The sequence below is a fragment of the Microbacterium sp. bgisy207 genome, assembly GCF_057706855.1.
On sequence record NZ_JBYIPB010000004.1, the window covers coordinates 118,191 to 137,993 of the forward strand.

20 protein-coding genes are annotated in these 19,803 nt (G+C 69.0%); 6 read left to right on the forward strand and 14 right to left on the reverse strand.

The features are described 5' to 3' along the window. The first annotated feature begins 9 nt into the window (after positions 1-9). The 4 genes from AC3ENO_RS05035 (at position 10) to AC3ENO_RS05050 (ending at position 4,867) form a co-directional block, all read left to right on the forward strand. Positions 10-1,416, forward strand: a complete 1,407-nt coding sequence (locus tag AC3ENO_RS05035; RefSeq protein WP_434969529.1) for an MFS transporter — start codon at positions 10-12, stop codon at positions 1,414-1,416. 73 nt (positions 1,417-1,489) lie between these two features. Further along, positions 1,490-2,521, forward strand: coding sequence for a Gfo/Idh/MocA family oxidoreductase (locus tag AC3ENO_RS05040; RefSeq protein WP_434969530.1), 1,032 nt, complete (start codon positions 1,490-1,492; stop codon positions 2,519-2,521). A 127-nt stretch (positions 2,522-2,648) separates the two neighbouring features. Beyond that, positions 2,649-3,833, forward strand: coding sequence for a Gfo/Idh/MocA family protein (locus tag AC3ENO_RS05045; RefSeq protein WP_434969531.1), 1,185 nt, complete (start codon positions 2,649-2,651; stop codon positions 3,831-3,833). 17 nt (positions 3,834-3,850) lie between these two features. Then, the gene (locus AC3ENO_RS05050; RefSeq protein ID WP_434969532.1) at positions 3,851-4,867 is read left to right on the forward strand and encodes a sugar phosphate isomerase/epimerase family protein; all 1,017 of its coding nucleotides are present in this window, start codon (positions 3,851-3,853) and stop codon (positions 4,865-4,867) included. A 26-nt stretch (positions 4,868-4,893) separates the two neighbouring features. On the opposite strand, the gene AC3ENO_RS05055 is transcribed toward AC3ENO_RS05050, so the two are convergent. From AC3ENO_RS05055 to AC3ENO_RS05110, 12 genes are all read right to left on the reverse strand, one after another. Continuing rightward, positions 4,894-5,610: a DNA-3-methyladenine glycosylase gene (locus tag AC3ENO_RS05055; protein WP_434969634.1), complete on the reverse strand. Its 717-nt coding sequence runs from the start codon at positions 5,608-5,610 to the stop codon at positions 4,894-4,896. Next, complete coding sequence (locus AC3ENO_RS05060; protein WP_434969533.1) at positions 5,607-7,061, reverse strand: Ig-like domain-containing domain; 1,455 nt, start codon at positions 7,059-7,061, stop codon at positions 5,607-5,609. The genes AC3ENO_RS05055 and AC3ENO_RS05060 overlap by 4 nt, the downstream gene beginning before the upstream one ends. Next, positions 7,051-7,878 carry a TIGR03943 family putative permease subunit gene (locus AC3ENO_RS05065; protein ID WP_434969535.1) on the reverse strand — a complete coding sequence of 276 codons (828 nt, stop codon included), beginning with the start codon at positions 7,876-7,878 and terminating at the stop codon, positions 7,051-7,053. Before AC3ENO_RS05065 ends, AC3ENO_RS05060 begins: the two co-directional genes overlap by 11 nt. Further along, complete coding sequence (locus tag AC3ENO_RS05070) at positions 7,871-8,977, reverse strand: permease (RefSeq protein WP_434969537.1); 1,107 nt, start codon at positions 8,975-8,977, stop codon at positions 7,871-7,873. Before AC3ENO_RS05070 ends, AC3ENO_RS05065 begins: the two co-directional genes overlap by 8 nt. After that, a complete protein-coding gene (locus AC3ENO_RS05075; RefSeq protein WP_348681109.1) occupies positions 8,895-9,320 on the reverse strand; it encodes a Fur family transcriptional regulator in 426 nt (141 codons plus the stop codon). Before AC3ENO_RS05075 ends, AC3ENO_RS05070 begins: the two co-directional genes overlap by 83 nt. Positions 9,321-9,374: 54 nt before the next feature. After that, positions 9,375-10,241, reverse strand: coding sequence for a metal ABC transporter permease (locus AC3ENO_RS05080; RefSeq protein WP_228179493.1), 867 nt, complete (start codon positions 10,239-10,241; stop codon positions 9,375-9,377). Next, on the reverse strand, positions 10,238-11,086 hold the full coding sequence (locus AC3ENO_RS05085) for a metal ABC transporter ATP-binding protein (RefSeq protein ID WP_434969538.1): 849 nt from the start codon (positions 11,084-11,086) through the stop codon (positions 10,238-10,240). The genes AC3ENO_RS05080 and AC3ENO_RS05085 overlap by 4 nt, the downstream gene beginning before the upstream one ends. Beyond that, positions 11,083-12,087 (reverse strand): metal ABC transporter solute-binding protein, Zn/Mn family, encoded by a 1,005-nt coding sequence (locus AC3ENO_RS05090; protein WP_228179491.1) that lies wholly within the window; start codon positions 12,085-12,087, stop codon positions 11,083-11,085. The genes AC3ENO_RS05085 and AC3ENO_RS05090 overlap by 4 nt, the downstream gene beginning before the upstream one ends. A gap of 78 nt (positions 12,088-12,165) precedes the next feature. Continuing rightward, complete coding sequence (locus tag AC3ENO_RS05095) at positions 12,166-13,542, reverse strand: dihydrolipoamide acetyltransferase family protein (protein WP_228179490.1); 1,377 nt, start codon at positions 13,540-13,542, stop codon at positions 12,166-12,168. Positions 13,543-13,642: 100 nt separating this feature from the next. Then, positions 13,643-14,608: an alpha-ketoacid dehydrogenase subunit beta gene (locus AC3ENO_RS05100; protein WP_228179512.1), complete on the reverse strand. Its 966-nt coding sequence runs from the start codon at positions 14,606-14,608 to the stop codon at positions 13,643-13,645. Between the two features lie 62 nt (positions 14,609-14,670). Next, positions 14,671-15,801, reverse strand: a complete 1,131-nt coding sequence (locus AC3ENO_RS05105) for a thiamine pyrophosphate-dependent enzyme (protein WP_228179489.1) — start codon at positions 15,799-15,801, stop codon at positions 14,671-14,673. Between the two features lie 10 nt (positions 15,802-15,811). Further along, positions 15,812-16,915: a histidinol-phosphate transaminase gene (locus AC3ENO_RS05110; RefSeq protein ID WP_228179488.1), complete on the reverse strand. Its 1,104-nt coding sequence runs from the start codon at positions 16,913-16,915 to the stop codon at positions 15,812-15,814. A 91-nt stretch (positions 16,916-17,006) separates the two neighbouring features. On the opposite strand from AC3ENO_RS05110, the gene AC3ENO_RS05115 reads away from it, so the two are divergent. Continuing rightward, positions 17,007-17,402 (forward strand): phage holin family protein, encoded by a 396-nt coding sequence (locus tag AC3ENO_RS05115; protein ID WP_228179487.1) that lies wholly within the window; start codon positions 17,007-17,009, stop codon positions 17,400-17,402. Between the two features lie 7 nt (positions 17,403-17,409). Here the strand turns inward: AC3ENO_RS05115 and AC3ENO_RS05120 are convergent, their stop codons facing one another. Both AC3ENO_RS05120 and AC3ENO_RS05125 read right to left on the reverse strand, forming a co-directional pair. Continuing rightward, the gene (locus AC3ENO_RS05120) at positions 17,410-18,831 is read right to left on the reverse strand and encodes an alpha/beta hydrolase (protein WP_228179486.1); all 1,422 of its coding nucleotides are present in this window, start codon (positions 18,829-18,831) and stop codon (positions 17,410-17,412) included. Beyond that, on the reverse strand, positions 18,828-19,115 hold the full coding sequence (locus AC3ENO_RS05125) for a hypothetical protein (protein WP_228179485.1): 288 nt from the start codon (positions 19,113-19,115) through the stop codon (positions 18,828-18,830). The genes AC3ENO_RS05120 and AC3ENO_RS05125 overlap by 4 nt, the downstream gene beginning before the upstream one ends. Before the next feature lie 136 nt (positions 19,116-19,251). Here AC3ENO_RS05125 and AC3ENO_RS05130 point away from each other — a divergent pair, with 136 nt between their 5' ends. Next, positions 19,252-19,758: a low molecular weight protein-tyrosine-phosphatase gene (locus tag AC3ENO_RS05130; protein ID WP_228179484.1), complete on the forward strand. Its 507-nt coding sequence runs from the start codon at positions 19,252-19,254 to the stop codon at positions 19,756-19,758. Positions 19,759-19,803 lie beyond the last annotated feature (45 nt).

A 19,803-nucleotide genomic window follows, 5' to 3' on the forward strand; every position in this document is an offset into this window, starting at 1 on the left:
GGAGTGACCGTGAGCACGCCGACCCGGTTTTCCCGCGGTCTGGCGCTGCTCGCAGCCGGGGCGTTCTTCATGGAGAGCCTCGATGCCACGATCCTTCAAACGGCCTTGCCCGCCATCGCATCCGAGTTCGGCGTCACTGCCGTCGGAGCGAGTGTGACGATCGTCGCATATCTCCTGGTGGTCGCAATAGCCCTGCCGGCGACCGGCTGGTTGGGAGACAGACTCGGCATCCGGCTGGTGTTCCTCCTTGCGGTCGCGATCTTCACGATCGGCTCGCTCGGGTGTGCACTGTCGGGGGACCTCATCACCCTGACCGCGTGGCGCATCGTCCAGGGCTTCGGCGGCGCGCTTATGATCCCGGTCGGCCGCACCGCGGTGCTGCGAACGGCACGCCCCGCCGAACTGCTCGAAGCGGTCGCCTACCTGACCTGGCCCGGCCTGATCGCTCCCGTGATCGCCCCGGCGGTCGGCGGGATCCTGACCGATACGGTCGGGTGGCGCTGGATCTTCCTGCTGAACATCCCGCTCGGCGTCGCGGCGATCCTCATCGGCCTGAAGGTCGTGCCGCGCAGTACGGATGATGCTTCCCGCACGCGCTTCGACTGGTGGGGATTCGCCTGGATCGGCGCCGCTCTCGTGCTGATCACCCTCGGCGCCGAGGGCATCGCCACCCGGGCGGCCCCGCTCGGCGTCGCGCTCGCTGCCCTCGCCATCGGCATCACGGTCGGGGCCTACGCGGTCCGCTCGACCGCGGCGCGTGCGGGCGCCCTGCTGGATTGGACGCTCATGAGGTCGGCGACCTTCCGGGTGGCCAACCTCAGCGGGGCGGTCTACCGGATGACGATCACGGCCGTTCCCCTCATCGTCACCCTGCAATACCAGATCGCCTTCGGTTGGGAGGCCTGGGCGGCCGGATTGGCCGTCGCCGCGATCTTCGCCGGGAACGTGGGGATCAAGCCCTTCACGACGCGGCTCATCCGGCGATGGGGCTTCCGGCGCCTGCTCACGTGGTCCGTGGCACTGGGCGCCCTCGCGCTGATCGGTCTGGCGGGCGTCGACGCGGGAACCTCCATCGTCGTGATCGTCATCCTTCTGACGATGAGCGGGGTGTTCCGCTCGTCGGGTTTTACCGCGTACGCCACCATCCAGTTCACCGACGTGCCACCCGAGCGCCTGGCCGCGGCCAACACTCTCTCATCCACCCTGCAGCAGGTGGCGACGGTGCTCGGAGTCGCCTGGGCCGCGCTGCTGGTCCACGGCGGCGCCGTTGCCGCAGCCGCCCTCGGCGTCGACGACGTCTGGGCCTACCGTCTTGCGCTCGCGGCGACCGCGGCCTTGCTGCTCGTTCCGCTGTGGGGAGCGTGGCGGCTCCCCCGGGACGCCGGCCACGCCGCGATCGGACCCCGTCAGGGTTGACCGCGGGCAATTGTTCTGTCAATCTCGCTACTCGTTCTGATGATCCGGCACACCCCTCCTCGGAAGGACCCCCATGGCGATCCGCATCGGCCTCGTCGGCTACGGCGTCGGCGGGCGACTGTTCCACGCTCCCTACCTGCAGGCATCCGACCAGTGCGAGCTCGTCGGCGTGGTCGCGCGCTCCTCCGAACGGATCGCGCAAGTCCACGAGGATCTGCCCGATGTGCCGGTCTTCTCATCACTCGAAGACCTGGCCCACGCGGGCGCGGAGGCCGTCGTGATCTCGACTCCCCCGACCACTCGCCAGGCACTCGTGCTCGAGGCTCTCGGCCTGGGGATGCACGTCGTCGCCGACAAACCGTTCGCCCCCAGCGCCGCCGCAGCGCGCGAACTGGCCGACGCGGCGGATGCCGCCGGGCTGCTTCTGAACGTCTTCCACAACCGGCGACTCGACGCCGACATCGTCACGGCGAGGGGTGTCCTCGACTCCGGCGTCCTCGGCGAGCTCCGCCGCCTGGATCTCCGCTGCGACCAAGACGATCCGAGCACTCTCGAAGCGGGAGAAGGGGGAGGGCTACTCCGGGATCTCGGCAGCCACGTGGTCGATCAGGCTCTCTACCTGTGCGGTCCGGCCCGTCGGGTTCACGCAATCCTCGATGTCGTCGAGTTGCCGGCGGGCGTCACCGACTGCGGGTTCGCCGTCACGATCGAGCACGCGAACGGATGCCACTCGCACATCTCGTCCTCCAAGCTCGACCGCCTCGCCTCTCGTGAGATCCGACTGCATGGCACCGAGGGCTCGTACGTCTCGGATTACACCGACGTGCAGGTCGACGCCGTTCTGGCCGGAGAGCGACCTGCGGGCTCTCGGGACACCTGGGGGTACGAGTCCCCGGCACGCTGGGGCGCCCTGCGCACGGGTGCGGGTGAGACGCGCGTCCCATCCGCGCAAGGTGACTACACGGCGTACTACGACGCGTTCGCGGCCGCGGTCCTCGCCGGAGGACACGGACCCGTTCCCGCGGATGAGGGCATCGCGGTGCTCGCGGTCCTGGATGCCGCGCGCGAAAGCGCCGCGCGGGGATCCGTCGTCGACCTTCTCTGACGAAATGTCTCAAAAACACCTTTGACAGGACATTCGGTCAATCCTATAGTCGTTGTGGAGCGCCCCACTCGGGGCCTTCTCACCGCACCGGCGCCGTGAGGACGCCGGTTGACCTGTTGGAGAACCCATGAGCATCGGCGTCGCCGTCATCGGTGCCGGAATGGCTGGGAAGGCTCACGCCGCCGCCTACCGTACCGCCCCCACGCTGTACGACAGCATCCTTCCCCCCGTCCGCCTCGTCTCGATCGCCGACGTCTACGCACCGCTGGCCGAGTCGACGGCAGCCCGGTTCGGCTACGAGCGGTTCGACACGTCGTGGGAGGCGATCGTCGAGGCAGATGACATCGACGTCGTGTCGGTGGTGGTCGCCAACCGTCTCCACCGCGAGATCGTCGAGGCGTTGCTGGCCGCCGGCAAGCACGTGCTGTGCGAGAAGCCCCTGTCGGACACGATCGATGATGCACGCGCGATGGTGGCGGCAGCAGACAGCGCTTCGACGATCGGGCGGATCGGCCTCACCTTCCGTCGTTCGCCGGGCATCGCGTCCATCCGCCGCCTCGTGCAGTCGGGACGTCTGGGCCGCCCGCTGAACATCAGCGCCAGCTACTGGGCCGACTACGGCTGCGACCCCGAGGGCCCGATCAGCTGGCGCTACAAGGGTCCGAACGGGTCCGGCGCGCTCGCCGACATCGGCAGCCACCTCTCCTACTTGACGGAGTTCGCCGTCGGCGCCGACATCACGTCCGTGCGCGGCGGAACGCTCAGCACGGTGTTCCCGACGCGACCGAAGCCGCTCGGCACGGTCGTCGGCCACGAAGGCGGCGCCGTCAGCGAGGAGCGCGACACCGTTGAGAACGACGATGTCGCGACGTTCTCGGCGCAGTACGAGAACGGCGCCACCGGGAACCTCCAGGTCTCGCGCGTTGCGGCCGGTCACCCGAACTCGCTGAGCTTCGAGATCTTCTGCGAGAAGGGCGCGGCGCGGTTCGACTTCCGCAATCCCGGCCAGATCGAGATCTTCACGCCCGACGAGGACCCGGGAACCTCGGGCTACCGCACCGTCGTCCTCGGCCCCGCGCACCCGTACTGGCGCGGCGGTCTGCCCATGGATGCTCCGGGTGTCGGCGTCGGCCAGAACGACGGATTCGTCTTCCAGGCCCGAGCCTTCCTCGAAGAGGTCGCCGGGATCCCCGAGTCGGAGTCGCTGCCGCGCAACGCGGACTTCGCCGACGGACTTCGCAACATGCTCCTGCTCGACGCCGTCGCGCAGTCCGCGGCCCAGGGCGGCGCAACCGTCCCGGTCGGAAACTGAGAAAGGACATACGCACCATGCGACTCGGCGTCTACAACGCGATCTTGCACGACCGCTCGCTTCCCGAAGCGATCAAGGTCGTCGCCGATCTGGGGCTGACCGGCCTCGAGATCAACACCGGCGGGTTCCTCCCCGCCACCCACGTTCCCACGATGGACGACATCCTCGTCAGCGATGCTGCCCGCGATGATTTCCTCGGACTGTTCGAGGGAACCGGCGTCGGCATCGCCGGCCTGAACTGCAACGGCAACCCGCTGCATCCGAACCCCGTCATCGGCGACAAGCACAGCGAGGACGTACGCCGCGCCATCCGTCTCGCGAATCGCCTCGGCCAGCACCGCGTCGTGACGATGTCGGGCCTTCCCGGTGGGGAGCCCGGCGCGACGCGTCCGAACTGGATCGTCAACGCCTGGAACTCCGCCGCGCTGGAGGTGCTCGACTACCAGTGGCAGATCGCCGCCGACTTCTGGCGCGAGACCGACCGCCTGGCCGCCGACCACGATGTGAAGGTGGCACTCGAGCTGCACCCCCAGAACATCGTGTTCAACTCGGCTGACGTGTTCAAGCTCGTCGAACTGACCGGGGCGACCCACGTCGGCGTCGAGCTCGACGCCTCGCACCTGTTCTGGCAGCAGATGGATCCGGTCGCCGTCGTGCGCCACCTCGGACCGCTCGTCTTCCAGGCAGCCGCGAAGGACGTGCGGATCAACACCGAGAACGCCGCGCTCTACGGTGTGCTCGACAACAGCTTCCGCAAGCTGTCGCCCGAGGAGCCGCGCGTCAACCTCGGTGGCGACGAGTGGGCCAACGAGTGGCCGAAGAACTCCGCGTGGGACTTCGTCGCTCTCGGAAAGGGTCACGACGTCGCGTTCTGGACCGAGTTCCTCCGTGCGCTGCACGAGGTCGACCCCGACATCTACGTCAACATCGAGCACGAAGACACCGAGCTCGGCCGCATCGAGGGACTCGAGGTGGCCGCGGGAATCCTCAAGGCCGCGGATGCCGCACTCGAGGAGTCGCTGCAGGCCAGCTGATCTCGTCCCTGACGCGCCCCGGAAGCTCACGCCTCCGGGGCGCGTTCGGCTGTACGGGTGCCGAAAGCCTCAGGTCCAGCACCCCGGCCCCAGCGGAACGCCGAGACCGTGGGATCTCCCGGGATCCAGAACCGCCAGGGGTAGGCATCCGTGCCCGCGATTCCGGCGACCCCGACCCGCGGCCCGGTCGCCAAGGGCGCCAGTGGCTCCTCGCGCATGAGCAGCCGCGCGACGGCCCCGGCACGACCCATGCCTGCGACGGCATCGATGCCGTCGTGCTCCGCATGACGCAGCCCGACAGCCTGACCGAGACGGCCGGGTCCGCGTGCGAGGTCCCGCGCGGGTCCCGGTTCCCTTGCCCCGAACCGGCGTCGCGTCGCGACCTCAGCACCCTCGACGATCTCGCCAGCCCGCAGCAGCACCCCACCGGCGACGCCCGCCGGTGCACACACGACGTTGACGCACGAATGGATGCCGTGACTGAGATACACGTACAGGTGACCCGGCGCCCCCCACATCGTTGCGTTCCGGGCGCTGCGACCCGACCGCGCGTGGGATCCGGGATCGGGAACCTCCCCTGTTCCAGCGCCGTGGTAGGCCTCGACCTCGGTGAGACGGGCAACAACGCGCTCCCCGCCGAGCTCGACGACCAGATGCGCACCGAGCAGTGTCGGCGCGACCTCCACCGGTAGGCCGGATAGGTCCGCGCGCGTCGCCGGACGCAGTCCGTCGCGGTTCTTCACCGCCACGACACCGACTGGCGGCACCACGAAATCGACGAGCCAGCCAGCGCGACGAGTTCGCGGGCTTGGGAACCATCGCCCCGCGGAAGTTCGACGATGTGGGTCTCTACCGTGGCGGGCAGGGGCAGCTGGTAGGTGTCGTACGGGTTGGATGCCAGGTCGGGCGCCACGAGCATCGCCGCGTACTGTCCGCTTGGCGACACGCAGGTCTGCAGAACCGCGTCAGTATCGGGTGCCGAGAACACCTCCGTCGACGTCCCGGCGTCATCGACGAGGACGACGGATGTCGCGCCGGTCGGCAGGCCGGTGTCGGCAATCGGGAAGGTCGTGCGGAGGGTGCCGCCGCGCGGGAGCGGCATCACGCTGCCGATCACCGCGGGATCGGCGCCGACATCCAAGGGAGTCTCCTCACCGGTGAGCAGGTCGAGGACGACGAGCCCGTCGATCCGTTCGACGATCGCCTCGGCGGTTCCCGGGGCAATGCCATCGATCGCGAGCGCCAGCCCGAGAGCTGTCGGGGCCGATCCGTCGGGCGCCGTCAGCAGCAGCGTGCCATCGAACGCGACCAGCAACACACTGTCGGTATCGGGGACGAACGACCACTGTGCGACCCGCTCGTCAGCCCCCGCGACGACGACCTTCGTGGGGTCGGCGGTCGGTGTGCCAAGGGATGCCGTGTACAGCGCCGATTCGTCGCCGCTACCCGTCCCCACCGTCGACGACGTGAACAGGTACCCGATTCGCTCCCCCCGGTCGGCGATCTGCAGGTCAGCGATGTATCCCGTGCCCGGCAGGGTCAGCTCGACCGGGTTCTGCCCGTCGAGGTCGGTCATGATGAGCGCGCTTTCGCCGTCCTCGTCAACGAGCACGACCAGGTGGTCGCGGGTCGCGCGATAGTCCTCGATGTGCGGGTGAGCGAACACCGCGACGGCGGCCTCGCCGGTGAGGTCGGTGCGGAAGATGGTGTCGCCATCGACCGTGCCCCGCTGCAACAGGAACACCTCGCTCGGAGGCGTGGTGAACGTCTCGGTGATCGTGGATGACGGCCCCCCCGACACTCCGGTCACCCCGTCGATCGTGACGGTGTACTCGGTGTCGGCATCCAGCGGCACCGTGAAGCGCACCCCGATGCTGCGACCCGAGGTGTCGATGTCGAACGGTGTTGCGGGGGTCACCGTGACAGAGGTCGGGTCGACGTCGGCGAGCGACTGCGAGGTCGTCACGATGAGCCGGGACCCGGATGCCGCGATGGCAGCTGACGGGTCGACCTGCACCGCGGTCACTCGCGGCCCCATGAGAACGGTGGCCGCGGCTCCGAGCGCGCCGACGAGCCCGATGGCCGCAGCGACCCCGACGAAGCCGAGGACGAATCCCCGCAGTCGTCGACGGGCAGCTCGCTGTCGGCGCGACGGCGCAGCCGAGTCGCGCCGACGGCCCGCGTCAGTACTCATACGGGTCCTCGGGCTCGGGTACGGTCTCGACCGAGTCGGCAGCGATGTGCAGCCGCCCGTCGGAGTCCGAGCGCACCGTGCCCGTCACGGTAGCCCACTCGCCCTCGGGCGCTGCCGTGCCGCCCCACGCGATCGGCACCGCGGCCAGTTGCGCGTCGATGACGCAGTGGGTGATGACGAACCGCGACAGCAGGAAGCCGGCCCCGGCATCGCCCGGGGAGACGAAACCGGTCAGAGTGACGGCGTCGCCGTCGAAGGATGCCGGGTCTGTCGCCGTCGCGAACACCGTCGCCCACTCGCCCACCCCGAAGGTCGCCGTATCGCCCGTGGAAGCCAGGGTGACGACATCCCGGCCGCCGAACAGCACCGGCGTGGTCGAGGCGCTCGTCGAGGCGAATTGCGGCGACAGCGACGAGGGTGGCAGGGCGAGCGCGCCGACCACGACGGCACTCGCAAGCACTCCGGCGACGACCGTGCCGGCGAGGGCAACCGGATGCCGGGTGTGGCCGCGCGCAGGGGCGGCGTCGTGGTCATGATCATCGGCCGCACCGTGGCCGCTCTCGGCATCCGTGTGCCGCGCGGGAGCGGCGTCGCCATGGTCGTGTCCGTGGTCGTCTTCGGCGCCCAGCGGAAGCGCGAAGGACGCGATGGCGCCAATCAGAACGATGACCGACATACCCACCGCGAACCACGCCGACTCAGGGTTGATGTAGAGCGACAGTCGCCCCGTCACCGCAAGCCCGATAGTGAGGACGGCGAGGGCTGAGGCGAGCCCTACACCGAGCCAGCGTGTTCCGAGGGAGCTGAGCCTAGGCAAGAAGGTTCACCACCGTCCCCATCGCGAAGGCAGACAGCACGACGACCACGACGATCCCGACGAGGGTGCGGGTCGTGAAGGTCGTGCGCAGCAGGGCGAGCATCTTCACATCCACCAGCGGGCCGACAAGAAGGAACGCCACGATCGAGCCGGGGGTGAAGGTCGAGGCGAACGACAGCGCGAAGAACGAGTCGACGTTGGAGCAGATCGAGACGACCATTGCGAGCGCGATCATGGCGACGATCGACAGTGCCGGATTCGATCCGATCGCCAACAGCACGTCCCGCGGGATCAGCACTTGAACGGCTCCGGCGATGGCGGATCCGATGATAAGCGCGGGCATGACGGCGCGCAGCTCGACGACCAATTGGGCAAGGCTCCGGCGCCCCTTGCCGCCGGGCTCATGAGTCACGAGCTCGCACGTGTCGCGGAACCGGTCGGTCAGCAGCGCGTCGGGGCTCGGATGCCGGCTGTACAGCCAGCCGAGGAGGTTTGCGATCAGGAAGCCGCCCACCAGGCGCGCCACCAGGATGCCGTCGCTGAACCCGAACGCCTGGTGCGTCGTGATGATCACGATGGGGTTCACGATGGGTGCCGCGATGAGGAAGGTGAGGGTCTCGGGCACCGTGAACCCGCGCATCAGCAGGCCACGGGCGAACGGGACGTTGCCGCACTCGCACACGGGAATGAACATTCCGAGCAGGGACAGCACGCCGCGTCGCAGCCACGGGGTGCGTGGCATCCATCGCTCGAGCACTCCTGGCGGGATCCACACCTGCACGACGATCGACAGCACCACACCGAGCACCACGAACGGGAGCGACTCGATGAGAACGCTGATCGCGAGGGTCAGCCCATCCTGGGCGCGAGTCGATAGCGGTGAGGCGAACAGTGAGGGCGCGAGGGCATCAATCGCGACAAGAAGCGCGATGAAGAGGATGCCGATTCCGACGCCGACTCCCGCCCGTACTCCCGGGCTCGCACCCTCGGAGCGGACGCCTTCGGTCGCCGGAGCGTCAGCGCGCACGGTTCCCGTCGCCGGATGCCGCGCGGGCGCGCGCCGTGCACTCGGGGCAGCGCCCGAAGATGTCGACGACATGCTCGGCATCCGTGTAGCCGTGCTGCTGCGCAACCGACCGGGCCCACTGCTCGACGGGGGTCGCTGCGATCTCCACGGTCGCGCCGCAGGACCGACAGATCAGGTGATGGTGGTGCCCCGAGGTCTCGCACGCACGGTAGAGGCTTTCGCCGTCGGGTCCGTGCAGCGTGTCGGCCGCGCCCTCATCGGCGAGACTTGCCAGGGCGCGGTAGACCGTCGCGAGGCCGATCCCCGTGTCTTCATCACGAAGAACGGCGTGAAGTGACTGGGCACTGATGAACCCGGGGGCATCGCCCAGCGCCGCGCGCACGCGTTCGCGTTGCCAGGTATTGCGTTGCGCCATGGCCGGGAGTCTATCGAGCCGTGTTCTGTGCAGGCTGGGAGCTGGCGCGCTCCCTCACGCGAACCGCGCCCGTGTCACCCGACCGCGCCGGCCGCCGACGAGGCGGCAGACGAGATAGATCAAGAACGAGATCGTCGTGATGTAGGGACTCACCGGGAGGGTTCCGGCGATCGCCAGCAGGATGCCACCCACTGCCGACACGAAGCCGAAGCCGGCCGCCAGCAGCGGAACGCTCCAGGGCCCGGATGCGATGCGCATGGCAGCAGCAGCGGGGGTCACGAGCAGGGCCATGACCAGGAGCGCGCCGATGATGTGGATCGCCACGGCGACGATCAGCCCGAGCAGCAGCATGAATCCGAGCGAGACCGCCGTGACCGGTACGCCGCGCGCTGCAGCGGATTGCGGGTCAAGCGAGTCGAAGCGCAACGGCCGCCAGATGAAGAGCAGTCCGAGCAGAACCAGGATGCTGATCGCGATCAACCACCCGAGCTGCGCGTTCTGCACCGAGACGATCTGACCCGTCAGCAGGCTGAACCGGTTGGCGCTGCGACCGCTGTATAGCGAGAGGAACAGGATGCCGAGGCCGAGGCCGAACGGCATCAGCACGCCGATGAACGAGTTACGGTCCCGCGCCCGCGCGCCGAGCCATCCGATGAGCCCGGCGGCGATGAGCGAGCCCACGATCGACCCCGTCACGACATCCCAGCCGATGAGGAGCGCGAATGCGGCTCCCGCGAACGAGAGTTCGCTGATGCCGTGGACGGCGAAAGCCATGTCGCGCTGCATCACGAAGACGCCGACGAGGCCGCCGACCAGGCCCAGCACTGCCCCCGCGATGACCGAGTTCGACACCAGCGCGAGGATCGCGCCATAGTCAGCCAATCCCCCGAACATCGCGTCGCCGATGTCAGACCAGTTCATACGTGCACCCCACCGGGTTCGTCGCCGTCGTGGTGGTGATGGTGCGAGACCTCGGCATCCGGCGCGCCCACGACCACGAGGCGATCGCCTGCCCGCAGCACAGCGACGGGAGCGCCGTAGAGGTCACTGAGAACGCTCGTCTGCAAGACCTCATCGGGCTTTCCGAGCGTGAAGCGCCCCCCGGCGATGTAGAGGATGCGGTCAACGACGTCGAGGACAGGGTTGATGTCGTGCGTGACGAAGAGAACCCCGGTGCCGCGCTGGCGGCGATGCCTGTCGATGAGCGCCACGATCGCCTGCTGGTTGGCCAGGTCGAGACTCGTGAGCGGCTCGTCGCACAACAGCAGGCCGGGGTCGTCGGCGATCGCCTGCCCGATGCGCAGCCGCTGCTGCTCGCCGCCGGAGAGTTCGCCCACGGGCCGGTCGGCGAACCCCTCGGCGCCGACGTCTGCCACCAGCACATCGACGCGTTCGCGATCGCGCCGGCTTGGGAGGCTGAAGCCGAACTTGTGGCCGGTGACACCGAGGGTCACGAGGTCGCGACCGCGCAATGCGGTTTCGGGCGGAAGGGGGCGCTGCTGGGGTACGTAGCCGATGTGCCGGTTGCCCCGGCGCTCGACCCGGCGACCGCTCGTCTCGATCGCCCCAGCGCTCAGGTGCTCGAGGCCCAGGATGGCACGCAGCAGCGTCGTCTTGCCGGAGCCGCTGGGTCCGAGAACCGCGATGAACTCGCCGGGTTCGACGTCGAGGTCGAGCCCGGCCCACAGTTCCCGCTCGCCACGGCGCAGCGCCGCTCCGCGGATGCGGAGCGGCGGCTGGGCGTCCGAGGTCGCGCTGGAGCTCACGCGTCGAGCGCGTCCGCGAGCTCCGCGATGTTCTGCTGCATCCACGAGATGTAAGTCTGGCCCTCCGGGAGGGTCTCCGTGAACTCCAGCACCGGGATTGACTGCGCGGTCGCGGCATCGATGACCTGCGTGGTCTCGGCGCCGCCGGTCTGTGCGTTGGCGATGACGACCTTGACGGAGCCGTCTTCGACGATGCCCAGCGCCTCGAGCAGAGTTGCGGGGGGCACGTCCTGCCCCTCCTCGACTGCCTCGCTGAACGCTTCGGGCGTCAGGTTCTCGAGCCCGGCTGCCACGATCAGGTAGACGGGCACGGGCTCGGTGACGAAGACTCCGGTGCCGGCGTGAGCTGCCGAGATCTCGTCGAGGGATGCCTCCAGCCCGGCGATCTGGTCGATGAAGGCTGCAGCGTTGGTCTCGAAGAGGTCGGCGTTGTCGGGGTCGAGCGTCGAGAGCTCCTCAGCGATGGCTTCGGCGAGGTGCTCCATGGTGTGCGGGTCGTACCAGACGTGCTCGTTGAATCCCTCGATGTGCGCGTGGTCGTGACCGTCCTCATCGGTGTGGTCGTGACCCTCTTCCTCCGCGTGGTCGTGACCTTCCTCCCCAACTTCGCCCTCAGCGGGGTAGTCGTGGTTGAAGGTGGCAGCGGTGATGACGGGCGCCGTCGTGCCGCTGGCCTCGATCATGGCATCCATGAAGCCGTCGTATCCGCCGCCGTTCTCGATGATGAGATCGGCTTCCGAAACCGTGAGCTGGTCCTGGGCCGTCGGCTCGAACTCGTGCGGGTCCTGAGCCGACGACGTGATGATCGAGGTGACGGTGACGGCATCACCCCCGATCTCTTCGGCGATCTGACCGTAGACGTTGGTCGACGCGACGACGCCGATGGTTGCTTCGGCCGGGGAGGATGTCGCCGGCGTTCCACCCGTGCCGGCGCAGGCCGTGAGCGTGAGGGCGGATGCCGCGCCGAGCGCGAGCAGGGTGGAAAGTCGTCGGGTTGTCATGTCGACAATGATAACGGCGGTGAGAATCATTATCAAAACGGGCGGCCGGTACATTCCGGCATTCCCGAGCGCGACGGGTCAGTCGAGCAGCAGCGCGGGTTCCTCGAGGATCGACGCGACGTCGGCGATGAAGCGACTCATCCCATCGCCGTCGATGACGCGGTGGTCGAACGAGCCCGAGACTGTCGTGACATAGCGCGGGCGCACCTCTCCGTCCACGACCCAGGGCTTCTGCCGGATCGTACCCATCGCGACGATGCCTGACTCTCCGGGGTTGATGATCGGGGTGCCGGCATCCATTCCGAACACCCCGATGTTGGTGATCGTGATCGTGCCGCCCTGCTGGTCGGCAGGCGTGGTCTTGCCCTCGCGCGCCGTGAGGGTGAGCTTCTCGAGGGCCCGTGCGAGCTCTCGCATGTTGAGGTCCTGGGCGTCCTTGATGTTCGGCACCAGAAGCCCGCGCGGGGTGGCCGCAGCGATCCCGAGGTTGACGTAGTGCCGCACGCTGATCTGGGCGCCGCCGTCACCGTCGACCCACGCCGCGTTCACCATCGGCGTGCGGCGTACCGCCCAGATGACGGCGCGCGCCATGATCAGCAGCGGCGAGACCTTGACGTCGGCGAAGTCGGGGGATGCCTTGAGTCGCTTGACGAGCTCCATGGTGCGGGTCGCGTCGACATCCGTCCACACCGACACGTGCGGTGCCGAGTACGCCGACTGCACCATCGCGGTCGAGGTGGCCTTGCGCACACCCTTGACCGGGATCGACTCGACCCGGCCCGCCGCCTGCGCGAACGGCGAGGCGACGCCGTTGGGGGCGGGAGGCGCTGGTGCCGCTGCCGGTGTCACGGTGATGGTCTCTTCGCGCACTTCGGGCCAGTCGGGAGTCTCGATATTGCGGAAGACGCTTGCCTGCGACGCGTGCTTCACGACGTCCTCGCGGGTGACTTCGCCGGCCTCACCCGAGGGGGTCACGGCGGCAAGGTCCACGCCGAGATCGCGCGCGAGCTTGCGGATCGGCGGCTTCGCGATGACCCCGACGGATGCCGTCACCGGCCGCTCAGCGGGCTTGCGGCGACGCGAGGTGACAGCTCCACCCGTCCCGTATCCGACCAGCACCGCGCCGCCGCCCTCAGCACCACCTTCCGCTGTCTCAGATTGCGCGTCGCCGCCCCCGGGAGCGTCGGTCTGTGACAGCGGAGCGGATGCGGCGGGAGCCGTCTCGATCGTCACGATCGGGGTTCCGACGGCGACGGTCACGCCCTCCTCGACGAGCGTCTCGCCGACCGTGCCGGTAAACGGCGAGGGCAGTTCGACCAGGGACTTGGCGGTCTCGATCTCGACGAGCACGTCGTTGACCTGCACGGCGTCGCCGGGCGCGACCTTCCAGGTGACGATCTCGGCCTCGGTCAGGCCCTCCCCCACATCGGGGAGAACGAAGGTCTGCGTGCTCATGTCGGTCCTTTCGCGGTGCACGAACTCCTGCACCTCGGTGGTCTGTGCCTCAGTATCGCCGTGTCCGTGCCGACATTGCAGGAGTTAGCGCCATCGGGTGTCAGTAGGCGAGGGCGCGGTCGACGGCCTCGAGGATGCGGTCGGCATCCGGCAGGTAGGTGCCCTCGAGCTTGGCGGGTGGGAACGGGGTGTCGAACGCCGAGACCCGCAACACCGGCGCCTCGAGCGAGAAGAACGCGCGTTCGGTCACGGTAGCGGCGATCTCGCTGCCCAGGCTCGTGAAGCCCGGGGCCTCCTGTGCATAGACCATGCGGCCGGTGCGGCGCACGGAGTCGAGGATCGGACCGTAGTCGACCGGTGAGAGCGAACGCAGGTCGACGACCTCACAGCTCGTGCCCTCGGACTCGGCGAGAGCCGCTGCCTGCAGCAGTGTGCCGACCATGGCGCCGTGGCCGACGAGAGTCACATCGGTGCCGCGGCGGACGATGCGGGAGGCGTGAAGTGGCAGGGCAGGGGCAGTCGTGTCCACCTCGCCCTTCTGCCAGTACGCGCTCTTGGGCTCAAGGAAAATCACTGGGTCGTTGGAGGCGATCGCCTCCTGGATCATCCAGTACGCGTCTCCCGCGGTGGCGGGGCTCACAACCCGCAGGCCCGGGGTGTGCGTGAAGTAGGCCTCGGGGCTCTCCTGGTGGTGCTCGATCGCGCCGATGTGCCCGCCGTAGGGGATGCGAATGACGACCGGCATCGACACTGCCCCCTCGAGGCGGTTGGTCATCTTCGCCAGCTGCGAGGTGATCTGATCGAACGCCGGGAACACGAACCCGTCGAACTGGATCTCGCACACCGGGCGGAACCCGGCCATGGCCAGCCCGATCGCGGTACCGACGATGCCGGACTCGGCAAGGGGCGTGTCGAGCACCCGCTGCTCGCCGAATTCTGCCTGCAGCCCCTCGGTCACCCGGAACACGCCGCCGAGACGACCGATGTCTTCACCCATGAGCAGGACGCGGTCGTTCGTTGCCAACGCCTGCCGCATACCGGCGTTGAGCGCGCGCCCCAAGGGCATGGGCCCGGATGCCGGAGCCGCGGCGGCCGCGGAAGCCTGGCCGGTGGAGGTCGAGACGGTGGTCATCGGGTGCCTCCCTCGAAGGATGCCTCGTACTCGGCGAGCCAGCGGCGCTGCTCGTCCATGAGCGGGTGCGGGTCACTGTAGACGTGAGCGAACATCGCGTCGCGCTCCAGTCCGCCGAGCTCATTCGTGCGCACGCGCAGATCATCGGCAGCGGCGGCGGCCTCGGCATCCACCTCGTCGAAGAGCGTGAAGGGGGCTCCGCGATGCTCGAGGAAGGCCCGCATTCGTGCGATCGGGTCGCGCTGAGCCCACAACTGCTCCTCGTCGGAGGTGCGGTACTTGGTCGGGTCGTCGCTCGTGGTGTGGGCACCGATCCGGTAGGTCATCGCCTCGATCGCACGGGGCCCTTCGCCGCTCCGCGCCTCGTCGAGGACACGCCGAGTGACGGCGTAGCTGGCGAGTACGTCGTTGCCGTCGATGCGGATGCTCGGCATCCCGTACCCCTCTCCGCGCCGCACGAGCGGCGTGCGGGACTGGGTCGCGACCGGCACCGAAATGGCCCACTGATTGTTCTGCAGGAAGAAGACTTCGGGCGTGCGGTAACTGGCAGCGAAGACCATTGCCTCGTGCACATCACCCTGGCTGGAGGCGCCGTCGCCGTAGTAGACGATGACGGCTTCGTCACGCTCTAGGTCGCCGGTGCCACAGCGTCCGTCGAAGACCAGGCCCATGCCGTAGCCCGTGGCGTGCAGCGTCTGGGCCCCGAGCACCAGCGTGTAGATGTGGGTGTTGCCGTTGGCCGGGTCTGTCGGGTCCCATCCGCCGTGCGAGAGTCCGCGCATGAGCTTGATGATCCCGATCGGATCCACGCCCCGGATTCGGGTGACGACGTGCTCGCGATAGGAGGGGAAGAGGTGATCCTGCGCGCGGGCGGCGCGGGCCGAACCGACCTGTGCTGCCTCCTGTCCGAGGCTCGGGGGCCAGAGTGCGAGCTGTCCCTGGCGCTGGAGGTTGGTTGCCTGCCGGTCGATCGCACGGATGACGACCATGTCGCGGTACAGCATCTCGAGGTCGGAGTCGGCGAGCGCGTTCACGAGCTCGAGGTACGGCTCGGCTGCCGGACTGGGCGCGAGGGAGCCGTCAGCGGCGAGGATGCGGACGAGCTCAGGTTCTTCTGGCTGGGTCACGGTCCCTACGCTACCCGCGTGCGGGGTGCCCTTCCGGGAGGTCCTCTACAACGGAACCCGCGATCCGTAGCACTCTGTCCACAGACTCATGCTCTCCGACGGATATGCGAACACCCTCTCCCGCGAAGGGCCGGACGACGATTCCGCCGTCATGGAAGGCGTCGGCCACAGCCAGCGTGTCGGGTCCGGTGGCAAGCCACACGAAGTTTCCCTGGGCCTCGGGGACGCGCCATCCCTGGTTCCGCAGGCCTGCCGCGAGCGCATCGCGGCGCGTGGCGATCTCGGCTACCCGCTCGAGCAGCTCGTCGCGTGCGTCGAGGCTCGCCAGGGCCGCCTCTTCAGCGTGGGCGGTGACAGAGAGCGGGATGGCGGTGCTGCGCGCGGCATCCAATACCCGCGGGTGACCGATCCCGTAGCCAACGCGGAGTCCCGCGAGACCGTAGGCCTTCGAGAAGGTGCGCAGCACCACGACATTCGGATGCCCCGCCTGCAGCACCCGCACGCCGTCGACGGCATCCGGGGCGGTGACGAACTCGGCGTACGCCTCGTCGAGCACGATCAGCACGTCGCGAGGGACACGGGCGACGAAGTCGTCGAACTCGGATTGCGTGACCACCGGACCGGTGGGGTTGTTGGGGCTGCACACCAGGATCGTGCGGGTGCGGTCGGTGACAGCATCCGCCATCGCAGCGAGATCGTGGCGCGCGTCGGCGGTGAGCGGCACACGCACGGATGCCGCGCCCGACACCTCGACCAGCGACGGGTAGGCCTCGAACGAGCGCCACGCGTAGATCACCTCGTCGCCGGGACCTGCGGTCGCCGAGATGAGTTGCGCGATGAGCGAGACGCTTCCGGCGCCGATGTGCACGGCGTCGGGGCTCACGCCGTAGTCGGCGGCGATCCGATCCCGCAGCCGCGCAGCGCTCGCGTCGGGGTAGCGGTTGACCGCCGTTACCCCGCGCATCGCGTCGATCACGCCAGGGAGCGGGTCGTACGGGTTCTCGTTGCTCGAGAGCTTGAACGCGTCTGGAGCCGCCTGTCGGCCCTGCTTGTAGGGGGGCAGCGCCGCGATCGCGGGGCGTACGCGAACGGGGATCGGGTCGGGTTCGGTCACTCCATGAGTTTAGGACCGGGGCGGTTTCAGGACCGGCCCGAGTGCGCGACCGGGCTGTTACCTGTCTGCACCCTCGTGAAAGACTGCGGGCATGAGTTTACTCGTCCGCATCGTCGTGAACGCGTTCTCGATCTGGATCGTCACCCTGATCCCTGCCCTCGGGGTCACTGTCATCCCGTTCGCACCGGGGGAGACGCTGCAGTTGGTGCTGACGCTGCTGCTGGTGGCGCTCATCTTCGCGCTTGTGAACACCATCATCGGCACGGTAATCAAGGTGCTCGCCTTCCCGATCTACATCCTGACGCTCGGGCTCATCTCGCTGGTGATCAACGGCTTCCTGCTGTGGCTGACCGCCTGGTTCACGCAGTGGTGGGACTGGGGTCTGCGAGTCGAGGACTTCTGGTGGGGTGTGGTCGCGGCCCTTCTGATCTCGATCATCAACTGGTTCATCGGGATCCTCCTCCGGCCCCGCCGCAACAACGACTGAGTCGGCCTCAGTTGCCGCCTCGATCGGCGGCGTATTCGGTGACGGTCACGCTCTCGGCCGACCCGAGGTCACGCCACAGTTCCCGCAGCGCCGCAGTGCGGGGGTCACTCGAGGCATCCACCATCGCCGCCGTCTCGGCGTACCGCTCGATGCCGTGCGCTGCCAGGGTCAGGTCTTGCACGCCGCCCGTCGGGTCGGCCACCCGCTCCGCAACGAAACTTCCCGGCGCGCCCACCGTCTCGGCGTGACCGCCGCCGGCGAGCCCCGCGACGGGATCGTCGGTGTGACGGATGCCGACGCTGAGCACGCTGTCGGGCACGGCTGCCTCGACGGGTGAGCCATAGGTGACGAGGGTCTGCACGTCGTAGGTGCCCTCCATCGCGAGAGCAGAAGCGAGCATCGCTCCCTGCGAGTGGCCGAAGACGTGGACCGGCTCGCCGGGAGCCACGCCTGCCTCGCGGAGGGCGAGTTCGACGGACTCGAGGGACGCCGATCTCTCACCCCCGTACAGCTCGAGGTTCGAGCGCATGTCGAACGGGTCGCCCGAACCGCCGGAGATGGTCTGTGTCCCGGCGATGTAGACGGCCGCCTGCGACCCACCGCCGGGCATCGCGTAACGCTCGACGCGCACCCGGGCCTCAGCGGCGCCGGGCACGCGGCGGGCGGCATCCGCCAAACCCGTCAACGGCCCCGATGCCAACGCTGATGAGGGGGTTGGGGCTACTGCGCGCACGGTAGTCGGCGCGGTAGGGGCTCCGGGCGGCGTGGCTGGAGGTGCCGTGGGCGGGTGCCGGGTCCCGCCGCGATGCCCGGGCACTGATGTCGAGGGCGCCGTGGCCGCGGCATCCGCCGCCGGAGCGCCCGGCGAGACCGGCGCCCGCGACATCCGGCCGAAACCCGCGAGCGCCACCCCGCCCCAGAGCACACCGGTGCCGACGGCCAGGGGAAGGGCCATCCCGGGAATCCACCACGTCGCAGCCGCAGCCTGGCGGGCCATCTCGATCGGACCGCCGCTGCGCCACCCGCGCACCGCGGTGTCGGCAGCGCGCGCGGCGTCCGGGTACTCCTGCTCAAGCAACGCCATCCGCGACTCGATCGCTCGCGCCGCATCGGCATCACCGGCGGCGGCCGCTGCCGCGTGCTGCGCCCGCAGTTCGATGAGCTCATACGCTGCAGCGAGCCCGTCGAGGGCTGCCGCGAGCGCCGCCGGTTGCTCCGCAGCCCGGTCAGCGCCGCTTGCGAGCCACCGCGCCTCGAGGTCAATGCCGAACCGGGTCGCGGTGGCTGCGGCATCCGTTGCCACCCAGCGCGCCCGGTCCGCGAATTCGCCCAGACGGATGCCGAACTCGCGCAGCCGCCCGGCAACCGCTCGCAACAGCTCGGTGTCGACGGCGATAGCACCGCCGCTGCGGATCTCCAGATCGCTCACGCCCCAGCTCCGGCCAGACCGAAGCCGGGGTACCCGCCCGCGATGGACCACGGATGCGGCGCTCCGACGTCGGCGCGCAGATCGAGGGCGCGCTCTCGCAGGCCGCGCAGCGCCGCCACAAGCTCCGCCATCTCGGTCTGGAACTCGGCGACAGCCGGCGTCTCCCAGCCACTGACCCGCGCGATCGCCTCGGCGTCGGCAGCGAGGTCGTCAGCCCACGACGCGAGCGCCGCGAGCTGTGCCCGTACGGCACCGGCCGCCGGTGACGCACACAGCTCATCCATTCGTCCACGGTCGCTGACCCTCGGGGCGCGGGATGCGGCATCCGTCACGTATTGTCGACGGTTCGGCCCCCGGCGAAACCGGGGAGGAGGCGACGAACTGATGCGATCGCCGGGCAGGAGGGGTATGAATGAACGCATGACTGCGAACGCCGTCGAGCCGTTTCGCGTCGTCTTCGTCTGCACCGGCAACATCTGCCGGTCTCCCATGGCCGAGGTCGTGTTCCGCGCCCTGGCCGACAGTGCGGGCGTCGGCGACCGCGTGCTCTCCACCAGCGCCGGCACGGGAGACTGGCATGTCGGCGAGCGCGCCGACGAACGCACCATTGAGGCGCTCGCCCGGCGCGGCTACGACGGCGCGCGCCATCGCGCACGGCAGTTCGGCAGGGCCGATTTCGATCGCAGCGACCTGGTGCTTGCCCTCGATCGCAGCCATGAGCGGATCCTGCGCGGCTGGGCACACTCGGACGCGGATGCCGACAAGATCTCTCTGCTCATGTCGTTCGATGCCGGGGCCCCGACCCTCGATGTGCCCGACCCGTACTACGCCGGCGAGGCGATGTTCGACGAGGTGCTCGGTATGATCGAGAACGCCAGCCGCGCACTCTTCCGCCAGCTGGAGCCGGCGCTTCGCCCCGCGCCCTGAGGCGATCATCGCCCGGCGCGACGGGAGCCCGGACCGCAGATCCGA